We start from the raw sequence: 16,359 nt of genomic DNA on the forward strand, positions 1-16,359 counted from the left end.
TGGCCTTATCATGTCATGGAATTTGTTAAGGGTTATTTGCCATTCGAATTTTCGAGTTTGACCTTTTAACCCTTAACAACTACTTTCCTACCTAAAACAAGACTATAATGCAGAGCTGTAGGGCCTGACTTTTCGAGCCCATCACCGAACACTTTAACCCTTAACAACTACCTAAACACCCAATACAAGCCTAAATACCATACAGCTGGTCTTATTAACCCACTACGGTACCAGCCTCTTTAACCCTTAACACCAAGCTATGGCTTGCCCGGAAGGCTACCTTCTTTTGAAAGCCCGGTAATCGATAAACCTCTAATACCCCGCAGCCTGACCATCCTTTCTGGATTCAGAGGCTCCGTAATACACGCCATTTTTGAGCATGATGGCCTGGTACCCTCCGAATATTCCCTTTCCCATTCGAAGGGTATGGCCTTTATCCATTAGGTCACGGATCACTTCATAATCGAAACCTGACTCCAGATAGGTGCCGCCGCTACTGAGGTTTTCGTCCCGGTGATAAATCCGGGGGGCATCTCCTGCTTCCTGCAGGTTCATCTTAAAATCGATGATATTCATGATGATCTGCGCATGGCCCTGCGTTTGCATATCGCCACCCATCAGACCGAAACTCATAAAGGGTTTGTTGTCCTTCGTGACGAAAGCCGGAATTATGGTATGAAAAGGTCGCTTACCCGGTGCATAATTATTGATATGCCCTTCTTCCAAAATAAATCCTGCACCCCTGTTTTGAAGCACGAAACCCAAACCGGGCGGAACGACTCTGGAACCAAAGAGCGCCGAATTGCTTTGGATCAGGGAGACCATATTGCCATCCCCGTCCGCTACCGTAAGGTAGATCGTGTGGTCACCGGATGTTAACCCTTCCTCGAACGCTCCTGCCCTTTCAGGATCAATCAATTTCCTGCGTTCGGCTGCATATTCCTCCGATAATAAACGCTCCAGGGGAATCTTGCCAAAATTGGGATCTCCATAGTAGGTGCTCATGTCCGCATAGGCCAACTTCTTGGCTTCTAAAAAGGTATGGATATGGGCTGTACTGCCATAACCCATACTGGCCAGATCGAAGCCCTTGAGGATATTCAGCATCTGAAGTGCTGCCATTCCCTGCCCATTGGGTGGCATTTCCCAAATGTCGTAACCGCGGTAATTGATCGATACCGGATCAACCCATTCGGGCGCATTGTTTGACAGATCTGCTGTGCTGAGGTAGCCTCCCTCCGCTTGCACATGATCGGCTATGGTTTGTGCGACTTTTCCCCTGTAAAATCCATCCCTTCCCTGGTTGGCAATGATTTCCAGGGTATTCGCCAGGTCAGGATTTTTAAATATCTCCCCGATACGCGGAAGCCTGCCTTCACTGGTAAAGTACGTCGCTTTAAAAGATGGATTGCCAGGCCCCAAATTAACGGTGGAAAAATTATCCGATACTTCGGAAGAAACAGGAATACCCTCCCTGGCATAATTGATGGTGGGCTCCAGCAAATCATTGAATTCCAGGATTCCAAATTTCTCATGAAGCGCAAACCAACCACCCACAGCACCGGGAGTTGTAACAGACAGCGGACCTGTAGTGCGGCTTTTACCCGCTTCGATCTCGGCTTTGAATTTGGCTGCCGTTAGGCTGGCCGGTGATTTTCCGCTGGCATTGAGTCCATACAGTTCCTGGGTTTTTTCGTCCCAAACAATGGCAAATAAATCGCCGCCGATTCCATTATTTCCGGGATCGGCAAATCCCAAAAAAGCATTGGCTGCAATGGCTGCATCCACGGCAGTTCCTCCACGCTTTAGGATATCGATGGCGATTTGGGTAGCCAGCGGATGATTGGTGGCGGCCATTCCATTCCGGGCCAATACTTCAGAGCGTGTAGCAAAAGACTTGCCCGAAAGCCTGTCCTGGGCTTGCGCCAGGTGGACTGAGGTTAGTAGTAGCAGTATTGAAAAGAGTGCTTTCATTTTGTCTGGTATTTAGTGGTATTTGTAAAAGGTAGGCGACACAAGAGTTTATGCTAGGAAAAAAAACGCAAACGATCATGGAAAAAGATGTTAAAGTGGTTCCTTCTTAATAAACATGGGCGGGTAATGGACACCGGATAAAATATTTGATGATAAGGTGATGTGGTGATTGCCATTCGACAGGCTCAGGGGCCAGGGAATTCCATGATCCACATTACCGATAGCATGGTCGAACGCAATAGGCATTCGAACCAAATTGTGAATCAATTTCCACCTAAGTTTGCGATCTGATTTTTAACTGTTATTTACTATGATTTTGAACGTTAATTTTCATAATTCATGCTTAATGTTAGCATATATTTTTATGGATATAAACATCAATAATTATGAGAACTACATTGGAAATACCGGAAAAGCTGATTAAAGAAGCTATGCAGCTTACTGGCGCTAAAACGAATTATCTGCTATTCCACCACCTCATCTCTATCCACCCATTCCCCGTTGAGCATGACTTTTTTGATGGCATACATGGCTTTGATATCCACAGCAGGATTGCCTTCTACCAGGATCAGATCGGCCAGCTTGCCGGGTTCAATACTTCCCAGGCGGTCCTGGGTACGGAAATAATGGGCGTTATGAAGGGTACTGCTGGAAATAACCTCGAGGGGGCTCATACCGGCTTCCACAAATAATTCCATCTCGCGTTGGTAAGCAAGCCCTCGTTGGGCATATTTACCGGAATTGTGGGAACCGGTAACAATGGTAACACCGGCTTGATGTGCCATACCCACAAAATCAAGCATGTTCTTGAAAGCTTTTGCCTGATACTCCTCGTCGCCAGCTTGCCGTTCAAAGGTGGTCAGGGTAGGTGATAGTACTACATTATTTTTTACGGCAAGGGCAAGTACCTCTTTCACCCGGTCTGCGGACAAATCTATCTTTGACCAAAGCAGGTACCGGCCATCCCTTCGGTAATTGTTGTCAGCCTGTACGCCCTCCCTGAATTCCCTGGCATCCTCCGGCTCGGCCAGGGAGGTTCCGAAGGAGGTAATGTGTTCGATCCCCTGAAGCCCGGCCAGGATCGCATCTTCCGCATCTACCAGCTCCAAATGGGCCACTACGGGTATATGGTAAAAATCGGCCGTCCGCATCACCGTTTCATAATATTTCAACGGAAGGCGGAAATAGATTTTGATGCCAGAGCCCCCTTGCATCACATAGTCTTTTATTAAGGTTTGGATATGATCGGTACTCCTTACCAGCGCTGCCTGATCCAGGTAGACCCCCGGATAGCCGTCCAGATGGGCTCCTGTAAGGTACACCCTGGGTAATTTTGTCTGCGCAAAATGCAGGGATTGGTAAAACCGAAAGGGGTGTCCCGGATCCCGGACAGTCGTGACCCCATTGGTTAGAATGGCATGTAAGGCCTTGTTGTTATTGACGTTGTGCAAATGCGAATCTATCAAGCCAGGAAGCAGGCTCATACCGGTACCGTCTGTTATTTCAGCACCTACCGGAACAGCTACCTGGTCCTCTGTACCTGCTTTCAATATGCGGTTGCCTTTAACCAGCACGACGGCATTCTCCTGAGGCGGCCCTCCCAGCCCATCTATCAGGCGAACATTTACAATTGCCCTGACCTGATTATTTGAGGGCCCTTCAGGTGGGTTTACTTCCAGTAGCGAGGGATTTTGCGCAAAAGCCAGATTAGTCAGGCATAAAAACCCGAGACCTAGCAAAAAAATAATATTGTTCGATAATTTCACGGTTTTCATGGGTTGCACATTCATTCAGTAACTGTTTCTTTTGAATCTTCTAAATGTATCCATCCTTTTCGAATAATACAAGAAGGGGAAGCGGCTTTGGATCTGGCTGGAAGGATCGGTTCCAGTATTTATTCATCAGTACCCTTTGGAAATTCAGGATTTCGAAACAATAGTAAAATTACCACTCACCTGACCTTTAACCAGGCATTTTCGGTCACATTCCTGGTTTCCGCTGAGTCAATCTCATGTAAAGTAGCGCGTTCGTTTAGCCCCGTGTACATGCCATTCAAAAAATGACAGTTAGCTACTTTTGCCTGTATCCTAACCAGAGACTGGCCATTCCCCATGATGTTCATGGCCTGTATGGTATGTATTTTACCCGGCAATGACTCTTCTCCATATCCCCTTCCTCCAATCAGCAGGGCTTCATACCGATCCTCCCTGGCTCTAAAAATAACCCCACTAATGAAGACATGATGGATTCCTGCCTTGTCGCTGCCTCTTATCGCGATCGCCCGGTACCGGTTTTGACAGGAGATATTCGTAATCACCACCTGCTCAATGTCATCTTCCGGTCCGTACCAGCGACTGGCTGTGACCATACTCCCATTAATATCTCCATTTTGTTTGGGTTTATCCGGAGCAGTATCCAAATTTGAGAGTGCTATAAAATCATCTCCCGTCAGGCCTGAGATGTTATCGATCCGAACGTTTTTACATCCTTGTCTCAGGTTAATCCCGTCCTTATTGGCTGTCATCAATTGCTGTCCATCCACGGTCACAAACTCCTGATTGAAAATGGTCACATCGGATATATCTATTCCCACCGTTCGCTCAAAACTAACGGTCCAGCCATGCGCGTTTTCAAAGCGAACATTTTTAAGGCTGAAGTCCCGGACATACCCTATCAATACCATAATATTCCTCCAGTCACCCGTCTGTTTCAAACCAGGTTTTCCGGCATCGCTTCCGTAACTTACCCGCCAGTTCCCCTTTTCCTGCTCCACTTGCGGATTCAGGCTAAGCGTCCTGGCACCGTCGCCAGTAGCCCGTGGGTTGGTTGCCCCTTTGAGTACCGCATTTCCAATTCCGTAAATTCGTATGTTTTCGTTCCAGCTCGGGTCAGTGACCCCGAGCCCAACATTGTCCGAGCGGAACAGGTTGTCTCTGCTTGTATCAGAAAGTTGCAGGGTACAGTTGTCCAGAATAAGTGTCATATTGCTTGGTAACAACAAGGCACTATCAATCATCCATACTGCTGTCCCATTGGCATTTTCCTTAGGAATGCGTACCACTTGGACACTTTCCTTTGCGGCTTCTATGGCCTGGAGGATGCGTTCGGTATCCGTACCTTCAAAAGCGTTGGGGTTTACCGCTTGGGGTATCCCGGATTCTTCACTGCCAAGAGCAAGGCTTTGGAACCCAAAAAGAAAAAACGCCAGGAAGCAATTCATTACCCAACGAAAATGGTTATGCGTCAACATGGGGAGTTACTTTTTGACAGATTAAAACTAAGTTGGCCCATACGATCGATCAGCAAATAATGCGAACCAATACCGGATTTCCGTAAAGAGGTTGTTTCTACAGCAACCGAAATTAACCATCTTTGGCGGATAAAAAAATCGGCAACTTTAGGACGGGGAAACCAGGACACTTACGAGAACTAATATTTTTCTTAACCGCAGAAATCGGGATGACGATAGGTTTTTGGAATTTATATTTGGTCTTATTCTCAGGATTTAAAATCAGCTATAAGGGAAAATAAACATCTCGTTGTTTAATGGATATTTGTGGGCCGAAGGTTATTTTCGGTGTTTTAGCATGTTTCTATTGTACTTTTTGTCCCGATTTTTCATCGGGAACAAAAAAATTCTTCTCCCCACAAACCTCCTGAGAAAATTCAGGACAGGCCACTGAGTACCGTCAGGACAGGCTCGGTTTTTTTGTCGGGCCAGCGCACTTTGCGTATTTAAAATATAGTTCTTCTTTTCTTCAAATTTTTTTATATGTAATTCTTTATTAAAATCAGTATTAAATCCGTCATCGGTAATGGTTCCTTAACCGCGGAAAAACACCTTGAAATCAAAAATGCAGCTTTCCCTGCAGAAATCTTTATTGTTTTTTTTAATAATGCGTATTTTCGGTACAATCTATGCTAGATTTGAACCTGTTTTTATCGTTAACTTTTCAAACATGTCCAAAAATAAGACGGCCATCTGGCCATATGTGCTTTCTGTTCTCTTTATAGGAAGCCTGATAGCTTTGTATTTTCTCAACAGTTCCGTTCAGGATTTTTTTTCAGAAGCCTGGGAAGTGCTGCGTAGCAATGATGAAGAAAGAATATCCAATTGGGTGAATCAATTTGGCTTTTGGGGTCCATTCATTATTGTGCTGGCCATGGTATTGCAAATGTTTATGTTTGTCATCCCCTCCTTTTTACTGATGGTGGTGACCATCCTGGCATACGGCCCCTGGCTGGGATCCGGTATCATTCTGGTGGCCATATTTTCGGCTTCCAGCATAGGCTATGGGATTGGTGTAAAATTCGGTACACCTGTTATTGATAAAATTCTGGGGCAGGATACCGACAAAAAGATCTCCGGGTTTTTGGCCGATTATGGTTTCTGGGCCGTTATCGTGACCCGTCTGTCACCTTTTCTTTCCAACGATGCCATCAGCATCATTGGGGGCATGCTGCGTATGGGCTACTGGAAATTTATAGGAGCTACACTGCTGGGAATTTTTCCCCTGACTGTATTGACCGCCTTCCTGGGAGAAAATACGGAACGTCTAAAGGGCGGTTTGGTATGGGTTGGTGCCATTAGTTTGCTCGGTTTTATCGGCTATGTCTGGTGGGACAGAAAACGGCAAAAAAGCTCTTCCGCACAATAATGTCCTCAAAAAAATCAATTGATCCTCGAAAAGCACCTTCTACCTCCTTTTTGGGCCTATTGGCAGGGTGAAAAAAAAGGCACTTACAAGATAATTCTTATAAGTGCCTGATAATTAAGAGCCTCCTGTCGGGATCGAACCAACGACCTACTGATTACAAGTCAGTTGCTCTACCAGCTGAGCTAAGGAGGCTATTATTAGCTCATGTATCCGGGTAATTCCTGAACGGAATGCCTTTGCCCGAATGCGAGTGCAAATATAATTTTATACCATTAGTATTTCAAAAAATTACCCGATAATTTTAAAAAAATTACCTATTTTATTCATGATGAGGGATTTAAAATTCACGGATAATAGACAACTTTTTCTTCAACTTATCTACTTCCTGCTCTGCTTTGTCAATTTTTTCTTCAAATTGGTCTTTCAATTTATCCGCTGTCTTGGAAGATGCGAAAAACTCCAGGTTGTTTCGCCATAAGGTAATGTTATTTTCCAGATCTGAAATCTGTTTTCTTATGCCATGTTCCTTTTTATTCAGGACCCTGTTGCTATTGGGGTCTGCCTGCAGTTTGTTCAGGTTTAACCTGAAAAGAAAATCATCTTTGCTTTCTCCCTCCAGGTCCAAATGGCTGAGATAGGCATTCACCGCCTCGTTGAATTTTGAAGCTATTTCCTTCATGTTCTTTCTGGGCACAAAACCAATCTCATTGAATTGCTGGATGAGGGTTTCCAAATGTTCCGGGCTGATGGCGTCCTTGTCTTTGGCGGACTCCCTGATCTGCTCGCAGACAGCCTCCTTAGCTGCCAGATTTTCTTCAAAGGCCTTGTTGGTTTCCTTATTGGCATTTCTGCGGTTGTCGAAAAAGGTATCGCAGGCCTTTTTGAACTTTCCATAGAGGTTGTCCCTAAACTTTTCAGGCAAAGGGCCCAACTCCTTCCAATCTTTCTGTAACTGGATCAAGTGATTGGAGGTCTCCTTCCAATCCGTACTTTCCAAATGGGATTCAGCATCTGCAATCAGTTTTTCTGCCTGCTCCTTGTTCTTATGCCTGATCTCATCCAATTCCTTGAAAAACTGATTTTTATGCTGGAAAAACTGCTTGAAAAGCCCCCAGAATGTTTTATTGATCTCTCTACCTGATTCCCGGGGAACAGGGCCGATGGCCTCCCACTCTTTCTGAATGGCCAGGATTTCTTTGGTTTTGTTATTCCAATCCCTGATTTTTTCTGCCTTGAATGCTTTAAAAGTATCCAGCTTTTCTATGAGTTTTACTTTTACATCCAGATTGGCTTTAAAAACCTCTTTCTGACTGTCGTAATACTCTTTTCTCTTGTTATAAATGGCATCTGATGCGCCTTTAAACCGCTGCCATAAAGCTTCTTGTTCCTCTCTGGGAACAGGCCCTATGTGCTTAAAGTCTTCATGAAGCTCATTCAGCGATTTGATGGCTTCCTTGATTTCCTCTTGCGCCGCAAGGGCCTCTGCCTTTTCACAAAGCTCCAGTTTGCTTTCCAGATTTTTCTTTCTATCCAGCTCTTTCAGCTCAAAATAAATACTCCTGTTGTCATAAAACCTGTCCATCAGGGCGTTATAGGATGCCCAAAGGTTTTTGTTTTGGTTATGGGGTACAGGTCCTATTTTCTTCCATTTTTCCTGGATTTCCTTGATATCCTTTATGCTGTTGGTGGTTTCCTCACCATCTACCAGACCCCTCAGGCGGTCAAGAATCTCATTTTTTTCCTGTGCATTTTTTTCTTTGGACCGCTCTAATTCCCGGATCTGTTCGTGTCTTTTGTCTTTAAACTGCTGGTAGGTAGCAAAAAACTCCCGGTCTTCATCAGCACCCCGGTACTCGAATCCTTCTTCATCCCCTCCATCAGCAACATACTGCTTGTGGGCCAGTTCTTTTTCTTTGTTGTAATATTCCTCGTAATGGTTTTTGATTTCCTGAACCAGCCCATCACTCTTAATGAAATTTTGTTGGTTGACAATATCCTTTAGGGCTTTGAGAAGCTGTGCCTTATCAAAATTGTTGTAATCAACCCCCTCTTCCTCATGATCCTCTTCTTCCGAGTCTTCGGCATCGTGATTTGCCTCATTCCCGGGAGTCTTTTCGGGTTTTTCCTCTTTTTCATCCACATGTGCTTCCACTCCTGATTCCTGGTTGTCCACCAGATCTTCAGTAACCTTGTCCTCTTTTCCGGACATTTCTTTATCCTTATCCATAATAGTGTAGTATTCCTGCGTAAATCAAACCATACTGAACAAAAGTAGCAATTTTGGGCTAATTAAGTCTTGGGTCAATGGGATAATTTGCCAAAACCTGGAAATCGCCTCCCATATTTTTCAATATCACCCGCCACAAATCATCCGGTTCGGACTTGAATATATTTTTCACCTGTGCATTGTCACATACTATCCAGGTATTCTCAGTTAGTTCTTCCTTAAGCTGACCACTTTCCCAACCGGAATAACCGATAAAAAACCGGTAATCCGCCATATTGATCAGTCCCAATTTGTTTTTTTCAAGTAATTCGGAAAAACTCCCTCCCCACCAAAGCGTCTCTCCCAAAGAAATACTGTTCTCTAACTGCTTCTCTCCCTGATAGATAAAGTGAAGGGTATTTTGTTCTACCGGACCTCCCACGTATACTTCTTTGTCCAGCAACTCACAATCCTCCAATAATTCATCCAATTTAAAAATAGAAAGTTTGTTCAACACCAAACCAAATGAGCCCAATTCGTTGTTTTCACACAATAGCACCACCGAACGGACAAAATTTTCATCCTGCAGGAAAGGCTTTGAAATAAGCAGGCTTCCGGATTGAGGAGATATGTTAGATGGTGAATGCATTAACAATGATTTATATGAGGCATTAATTTAAAAGAAAAAAATTTAAATACAATATATTTGTATTCTTAAATTAATTTTCTGATTTAATTTGAAAAAATGGAATTAGCAGACATAAGAAAGGATTATTCCTCCAAATCTTTAGATATAAAAGGGATGAATCCTAATCCATTAGAACAATTCAAGTTGTGGCTATCCAATGCACTTTCCGCAGCTGTCAATGAGCCAACTGCCATGCACCTGAGCACTGTAAACAAAGCCATGAAACCTTCCGGCAGGATTGTTCTGCTGAAAGGTGTGGACGAGGGATTTGTTTTCTTTACCAACTATTCCAGCCAAAAGGGCCTTCAGCTCTCCGAAAACCCATTTGCTGCCCTTACATTTTTCTGGCCTGAATTGGAAAGACAAGTAAGGGTATCCGGAAAGGTATCCAAAATACCGGCAGAAGAATCTGATGCCTATTTTCTTAGCAGACCAAAGGAAAGCCAGATCGGGGCCTGGGCAAGCCCTCAAAGCCAGGTAATCCCTGACAGGGATTTTTTAGAAAAAAATCTGGCCAATGCCGTAGAAAAGTTTCAGGGAGAACCCTTAAAAAGGCCGGAAACCTGGGGAGGGTTCAGGTTGATGGCTGATGAAATCGAGTTTTGGCAGGGAAGGCCCGCCCGCCTGCACGACCGGGTCAGGTATGTCCTCTCCGTGAATAAGGGATGGAAAATGGAACGACTTGCCCCTTAAAATAAAACAATTCCCGCAATGCATCAAGGTTGTTTCGCCGGGCAAAATAATTGTAATCTTTAAAAAAAGAGAACCATATAAGCAATAGAAGGACATATAAGGTTTTTTTTGATCCTTGCCCTTCAATCCCCGGTAAACATAATGGACTCACCAAAGTAAGGATCAGATTTCCAGGGTTTTTCTTAATTGCAGTGCTACCTTATATGCCCTTACGTGTCTTATGTGGTTTAAATAAAAGAACCATATAAGGAATAGAAGGACATATAAGGTTTTTTTTGATCCTTGCCCTTCAATCTCCGGTAAACATAATGGACTCACCAAAGTAAGGATCAGATTTCCAGGGTTTTTCCTAATTGCAGTGCTACCTTATATGCCCTTACGTGTCTTATATGGTTTAAATAAAATAACCATATAAGGAATAGAAGTACATATAAGGTTTTTTAATTCTTTCCCTGAAATCCCCGGTAAAAATGATGGACTCACCACAGTAAGGATCAGATTTCCACGGTTTTTCCTAATTGCAGGGCTACCTTATATGCCCTTACGTGTCTTATGTGGTTTAAATAAAAGAACCATATAAGGAATAGAAGGACATATAAGAAGTGACTATTTTAAAGTCAGCATTTTACAACAAATCAAATAGATTACTTAGCCCGGGCACACGCTCTACGGTAAATCCTTCTCCGTATTTTACATTGATTTTATGGCCCATTTCCCGGCTTCTGGCTTCAATAAAATCCAGGAAATCTGGCCTGGAAATAAAACTCTCCGGCTCTTTGGATTGGGGATCGTAAAACTGGGACTGGAAAGCGAGGATGCTTTCCTTTTTTACGTTCCAATAGGAAGAAATATCCACCACCAAATCGGGCTCGATGTAATTGTTCTGGATGTAATGGTAAATGGTTTTGGGCCGCCAGGCTTGCTGGGCTTCTCCATCCAATTCTGTCTCCAATTTTCTAAGACCGCTGATAAAACAGGCATGGGATGCCAAACTTCCTCCTTTACCATGATCAGGATGGCGGTCGGACACCGCATTGGCAAGTACAATCTCGGGGCGGTATTTTCTGATAATCCTGGCAATAGCTATCTGATGGTCCTTATCATCCTGAAAAAAAACATCTTTAAATCCCAGATTTTCCCTGGCACTCAAACCCAATATTTTTGCTGCCTTATCCGATTCTTTCAGCCGAATCGCCGGAGTGCCCCTGGTACCCATTTCTCCCTGAGTCAAGTCCAGCACCCCTACTTTATACCCTTGTTCCACATGTGATGCCAGTGTCCCGCTACAGGATAGTTCGGCATCATCCGGATGCGAAGCAATGGCCAATATATCCAATTTCATGTGTCTATATATTTGTTCTTTAATGGCTACATGCCCGCCCGGATGATACCAGTCGGACGGGGAATCTGTTTAAATTTTATTTATTTGCGGCCATGATTTATCTCAATCCCCAAGTGGAGAGATAGCCTGCCTACTTGTCTGACGGCTTAAAACCGTCAGACAAGTAGGGCTATTCCTGAGCGGAAAGAAACCTTTCCGCATCCAGGGCTGCCATACAGCCGGTTCCCGCGGCAGTAACCGCCTGCCGGTACTCGTGGTCCTGAGCATCTCCACAGGCATAAACACCCGGGATATTGGTTTTGGTACTACCCGGTTTGGTCAGTATGTATCCGTTTTGATCCATATCTACCAGGCCAGCAAAAATACCAGTATTTGGTTGGTGACCTATGGCTACAAAAAAGGCTTCCACATCCAGCACCTTTTCCACGCCTGTTTGGTTGTTTTTCACCCTTACGCCATTGACCTCTTCCTCTCCCAATATTTCCTCCGTCTCATGGTTCCAGAGAATTTCTATTTTGGGGTTGTTCATCACCCTTTTCTGCATGATCTGGGAAGCCCGGAGTTCGTCTCTTCTCACCAGCATATACACCTTTTTGCAAATATTTGCCAGGTAACTGGCCTCCTCACAGGCGGTATCACCACCACCGACGATAGCCACATCCTTTCCCCTGAAGAAAAACCCGTCACAGACCGCACAAGCCGAAACTCCCTTGCCATTGAGTCTGGTCTCACTTTCTATTCCAAGCCATTTGGCCGAGGCTCCTGTAGAAATGATCACTGTCTCCGCGAGAATGGTTTTGCTTTCATCTACCACCACTTTATAGGGTCGCTTGTTGAAATCCACCTGGCTTACCACACCATACCTGACCTCTGTACCAAAACGTTCTGCCTGTTTTCTAAAATCCTCCATCATTTGGGGCCCCATCACCCCATCCGGATATCCCGGATAATTTTCCACATCATTGGTAATGGTAAGTTGGCCCCCAGGTTGAATGCCGGTATACAATACAGGTGATAATCCCGCTCTGGAAGCATAGATGGCAGCAGTATAGCCTGCCGGTCCTGACCCTACGATAAGGACTTTTATAGTTTCGGTCTCCTGACTCATTATATTAGGTATTAATCAATTATATTAAATTTCACTGGTTATGCCATACTAACAAAATATAAAAACAAAAAAGTTTAAAAATCATTATAAAAATTTTATTTATACAAAAAAAGGGCCTGCTGCCCTTTTTAATATTTTACTACAATGCAGGAATCAACCCAGGTAGGGTTTCAACGTTTTACTCCTGCTGGTATGCCTCAATCTCCTGATCGCCTTTTCCTTGATCTGTCTGACCCGCTCACGAGTCAGGTTAAACTTCTCTCCTATTTCTTCCAGCGTCATGGCATGTTCACCATTCAGTCCAAAATAAAGTGTAATCACATCCGCTTCTCTCTGGGTAAGTGTTGACAGGGCGCGTTGCACTTCCTTTCGCAAGGAATCGTTCATTAAACCATCATCTGGCTTAATTTCTCCGTCATTCTCAAGTACATCCAGCAGACTGTTTTCTTCTCCTTGTACAAATGGCGCATCCATGGATACATGTCTGCCAGAAATCTTCATGGTATCTACCACCTCTCCGGCGGTAACCTCCAATACTTCTGCCAATTCCTCCGGAGAAGGCTCCCGTTCGAATTTCTGCTCCAATTCGGAAAAGGTTTTGCTGATTTTATTCAGTGAACCAACCCTGTTCAGTGGTAACCTTACAATCCTGGATTGCTCGGCCAAAGCCTGAAGAATCGATTGACGAATCCACCAAACAGCATAAGAGATGAATTTAAAACCCCGGGTCTCATCAAAACGCTGGGCAGCTTTGATCAAACCCAGATTTCCTTCGTTGATCAGGTCGCCCAGAGACAAACCCTGGTTTTGATATTGCTTGGCAACGGAGACAACAAATCGCAAATTGGCCTTGGTCAATTTTTCCAGGGCAAGCTGATCGCCCTCTCTGATTCTTTTGGCCAAAACCACTTCTTCGTCTGCTGTCAATAGATCTACCTTACCTATCTCTTGAAGGTATTTGTCCAGAGATTGACTCTCCCTGTTGGTAATCTGTTTACTGATTTTAAGCTGCCTCATTCAATTGTATCTATTATTTTTAACGCATTTATAACAGAAGTTTCCTGAAAATAAGTTCAATTTTTATAAATTGATCTAAATTTTCAGGAAACTTTCAGCTTATTTATCTTTTTTTTCTGGTTTTGGCAGCAAAGCTTTTCTGGACAACTTGAATTTGCCCGTCTTTTTATCAACATCTATAAGTTTAACAGCAATTTCCTCGCCAGATTCCAATACTCCATCCATGGATTCAAGCCGCTCCCATTTGATCTCGGAGATATGCAACAGGCCATCTTTGCCAGGCATAAATTCTACAAAGGCTCCGAAAGGCATGATGTTTTTCACTTTTCCAGTATATACTTCACCTATTTCAGGTTGGGCTACAATGGATTTGATCCTGGCCACGGCACTGTCCATGGCCTCCTGGTTATTGGAAAAGACATTGATTTTACCCACATTGTCTACTTCTTCAATGATAATGGTAGCTCCTGTGTCTTTTTGGATTTCCTGGATCACTTTTCCTCCAGGACCTATTACCGCACCGATCAATTCTTTAGGAATCTGCATGTTGTAGGACCTTGGGGCATGAGGTTTGAATTCTCCCCTTGGTTCAGACAAAGTCTTATTGATTTCATCCAGAATATGTAATCTACCTTTTTTGGCCTGGTACAATGCTTCTTTCAACACATTATAATCCAAACCTTCCACTTTGAGGTCCATCTGGCAGGCTGTAATACCCTTAGCTGTACCGGTCACTTTAAAATCCATGTCTCCCAAATGATCTTCATCACCAAGGATATCGGAAAGAATGGTGTAATCTCCTGATTTGGAATCAGAAATCATGCCCATCGCAATGCCCGTTACCGGGGCTTTAATAGGAATACCTGCATCCATCAATGCCAGGGAACCCGCACAGACCGTAGCCATGGATGAGGAACCGTTGGATTCAAGGATATCAGAAACTATCCGTATGGTATAAGGGTTGTCGGCATCAGGAGGCAATACTTTTTTCAAAGCCCGCATGGCCAGGTTGCCATGGCCTACTTCCCTTCTTCCCGGACCACGATTGATTTTTACTTCCCCTGTGGAAAATCCGGGGAAATTGTAATGCAAATAAAATTTATTATAGCCGGAATGTACGGCACCATCCACCATTTGTTCGTCCAGCTTTGTACCCAAAGTACAAGTGGTGATGGATTGGGTTTCTCCTCTGGTAAATACAGCCGAACCATGTGCGGAGGGCAGGTAATCTACTACAGACCAAATAGGTCGGATTTCGTCCGGGTTTCTTCCGTCCAGCCTTTTCTTTTCCTTGAGGGTGAAATTCCTGGCTGCTTCTTTGTGTACCTTTCCAAAATACCTGCCGATCAAACCCTCATCATATTCATGCTCTTCGCCCAAACTTTCTACAAAAGCCTCTTTAATAGCCTTGATCAAATCTGTACGCTCCTGCTTATTGGCAATCTGCCTGCTGACAACATCATAAAGCTTGTCATACAATTCGGCTTTCATTTTCTCGAACAAAGCCTCGTCATTGACTTCATGGCTGTATGCTCTCTTCACTTCTTTTCCGACCATTTTGGTCAGTTCCTTCTGCACCTGACAGTGCCTTTTTAATTCTTCGTGAGCAAATTGAAGGGCTTCAACCATCTCATCTTCAGAAATTTCGTCACCCTCTCCTTCTACCATCAGGATGAAATCCTCCGATCCGGCAACGATGAGCTCCATTGTTGCCCGTTCCAGATCTGCGGGCTTGGGGTTTATAACAAATGAACCATCTATCTTGGCCACACGAACTTCTGAAATGGGCCCATTAAAGGGAATATCGGATACCGCCAAAGCAGCTGATGCCGCCAATCCTGCAAGGCAATCAGGCAACACCTCCTCGTCGGAAGACATTAAGGTAATGGTAATGTTGGTGTCTGCATGGTAATCGTCCGGGAAAATAGGCCTGATGGCCCGGTCTACCATCCTGCTGATCAATATTTCATAATCTGATAACCGGCCTTCCCGTTTTAAAAATCCTCCCGGTATTTTTCCGGAGGCCGCAAATTTTTCCTGATAGTCCACTGACATGGGGAGAAAATCCACCCCTTCTCCAGCTTCTTTTTTGGTTACTACTGTAGCCAGCAACATGGATTTACCCATTTTGACCATGACTGCCCCATCAGCCTGTTTGGCTAAGGCTCCTGTTTCAATAATGATTTCCCTACCATCTTCAAGGGTGATGGTTTTTGAAATTGAATTTGGTAACATAAATTTTTGATTCTATATAAGGTATAGTTGTAAAAGTAAGGTTTAATAACAGAAGGTAGCAAAAAAGTAAGGTTCCCTAAAAAAGGGAACCCCACATGGTTGTTATTTACGAATACCCAGGTCTGAAATGACAGCCCTGTATCTCTCAATATCGATCTTAATCAGGTAATTCAGCAGTCGCCTTCTTTTACCTACCAATTTTAACAACCCTTTCCTCGAGGAGTGGTCTTTTTTATTGGTCTTCAAATGTTCCGTCAGATGCTGTATCCTGTAAGTGAATAAGGCAATTTGTGATTCAGGAGACCCTGTATCTTGTTCTGACTTCAACCGACCATGATTCTTGAATAGTTCTTCTTTCTTTTCTTTCGCTAAATACATGCTTAGTCAAATATGATGTAAATTTTTTTAAAACAAAGACAAAGGTAGCAGTTTTATTCG

The 16,359-nt window shown here is 43.9% G+C and carries 12 protein-coding genes, 1 tRNA gene and 1 pseudogene; 3 read left to right on the plus strand and 11 right to left on the minus strand.

What is annotated here, in order from left to right; all coding sequences use genetic code 11:
• Positions 1–312: 312 nt before the first annotated feature.
• Complete coding sequence (gene ggt / locus G9Q97_RS19080; RefSeq protein WP_166149783.1) at positions 313–1,974, minus strand: gamma-glutamyltransferase; 1,662 nt, start codon at positions 1,972–1,974, stop codon at positions 313–315.
• 386 nt (positions 1,975–2,360) lie between these two features.
• Between ggt and G9Q97_RS25415 the strand changes: the two are divergent.
• A pseudogene (locus tag G9Q97_RS25415) lies at positions 2,361–2,423 on the plus strand (type II toxin-antitoxin system VapB family antitoxin); the annotation flags it as partial.
• 15 nt (positions 2,424–2,438) lie between these two features.
• On the opposite strand, the gene G9Q97_RS19085 reads toward G9Q97_RS25415, so the two are convergent.
• Both G9Q97_RS19085 and G9Q97_RS19090 read right to left on the minus strand, forming a co-directional pair.
• Positions 2,439–3,749 carry an amidohydrolase family protein gene (locus G9Q97_RS19085; RefSeq protein ID WP_222852030.1) on the minus strand — a complete coding sequence of 437 codons (1,311 nt, stop codon included), beginning with the start codon at positions 3,747–3,749 and terminating at the stop codon, positions 2,439–2,441.
• A 176-nt stretch (positions 3,750–3,925) separates the two neighbouring features.
• The gene (locus G9Q97_RS19090) at positions 3,926–5,194 is read right to left on the minus strand and encodes a glycosyl hydrolase family 28 protein (RefSeq protein WP_166149786.1); all 1,269 of its coding nucleotides are present in this window, start codon (positions 5,192–5,194) and stop codon (positions 3,926–3,928) included.
• 739 nt (positions 5,195–5,933) lie between these two features.
• Here G9Q97_RS19090 and G9Q97_RS19095 point away from each other — a divergent pair.
• On the plus strand, positions 5,934–6,632 hold the full coding sequence (locus G9Q97_RS19095; RefSeq protein ID WP_166149788.1) for a TVP38/TMEM64 family protein: 699 nt from the start codon (positions 5,934–5,936) through the stop codon (positions 6,630–6,632).
• Between the two features lie 119 nt (positions 6,633–6,751).
• Here G9Q97_RS19095 and G9Q97_RS19100 read toward each other — a convergent pair.
• The 3 genes from G9Q97_RS19100 to G9Q97_RS19110 all read right to left on the minus strand — a co-directional run bounded on the left by G9Q97_RS19100 (position 6,752) and on the right by G9Q97_RS19110 (position 9,487).
• Positions 6,752–6,824 (minus strand) — tRNA-Thr (locus G9Q97_RS19100).
• A 145-nt stretch (positions 6,825–6,969) separates the two neighbouring features.
• Complete coding sequence (locus tag G9Q97_RS19105; protein ID WP_166149790.1) at positions 6,970–8,859, minus strand: DUF349 domain-containing protein; 1,890 nt, start codon at positions 8,857–8,859, stop codon at positions 6,970–6,972.
• 58 nt (positions 8,860–8,917) lie between these two features.
• Positions 8,918–9,487, minus strand: coding sequence for a YqgE/AlgH family protein (locus G9Q97_RS19110; protein WP_166149792.1), 570 nt, complete (start codon positions 9,485–9,487; stop codon positions 8,918–8,920).
• 96 nt (positions 9,488–9,583) lie between these two features.
• On the opposite strand from G9Q97_RS19110, the gene pdxH reads away from it, so the two are divergent.
• Positions 9,584–10,219 carry a pyridoxamine 5'-phosphate oxidase gene (pdxH, locus tag G9Q97_RS19115; RefSeq protein WP_166149794.1) on the plus strand — a complete coding sequence of 212 codons (636 nt, stop codon included), beginning with the start codon at positions 9,584–9,586 and terminating at the stop codon, positions 10,217–10,219.
• Between the two features lie 625 nt (positions 10,220–10,844).
• Here pdxH and bshB1 read toward each other — a convergent pair.
• From bshB1 to rpsO, 5 genes are all read right to left on the minus strand, one after another.
• Positions 10,845–11,561: a bacillithiol biosynthesis deacetylase BshB1 gene (gene bshB1, locus G9Q97_RS19120; protein ID WP_166149796.1), complete on the minus strand. Its 717-nt coding sequence runs from the start codon at positions 11,559–11,561 to the stop codon at positions 10,845–10,847.
• Between the two features lie 169 nt (positions 11,562–11,730).
• Positions 11,731–12,669, minus strand: coding sequence for a thioredoxin-disulfide reductase (gene trxB, locus G9Q97_RS19125; protein ID WP_166149798.1), 939 nt, complete (start codon positions 12,667–12,669; stop codon positions 11,731–11,733).
• A 153-nt stretch (positions 12,670–12,822) separates the two neighbouring features.
• Positions 12,823–13,686, minus strand: coding sequence for a sigma-70 family RNA polymerase sigma factor (locus G9Q97_RS19130; protein ID WP_014021150.1), 864 nt, complete (start codon positions 13,684–13,686; stop codon positions 12,823–12,825).
• Positions 13,687–13,785: 99 nt separating this feature from the next.
• The gene (gene pnp / locus G9Q97_RS19135) at positions 13,786–15,921 is read right to left on the minus strand and encodes a polyribonucleotide nucleotidyltransferase (protein ID WP_166149800.1); all 2,136 of its coding nucleotides are present in this window, start codon (positions 15,919–15,921) and stop codon (positions 13,786–13,788) included.
• Between the two features lie 102 nt (positions 15,922–16,023).
• Positions 16,024–16,299: a 30S ribosomal protein S15 gene (rpsO, locus tag G9Q97_RS19140; protein ID WP_166149802.1), complete on the minus strand. Its 276-nt coding sequence runs from the start codon at positions 16,297–16,299 to the stop codon at positions 16,024–16,026.
• Between the last annotated feature and the right edge of the window lie 60 nt (positions 16,300–16,359).

Source organism: Cyclobacterium plantarum (genome assembly GCF_011290685.1).
Lineage (GTDB): Bacteria > Bacteroidota > Bacteroidia > Cytophagales > Cyclobacteriaceae > Cyclobacterium > Cyclobacterium plantarum.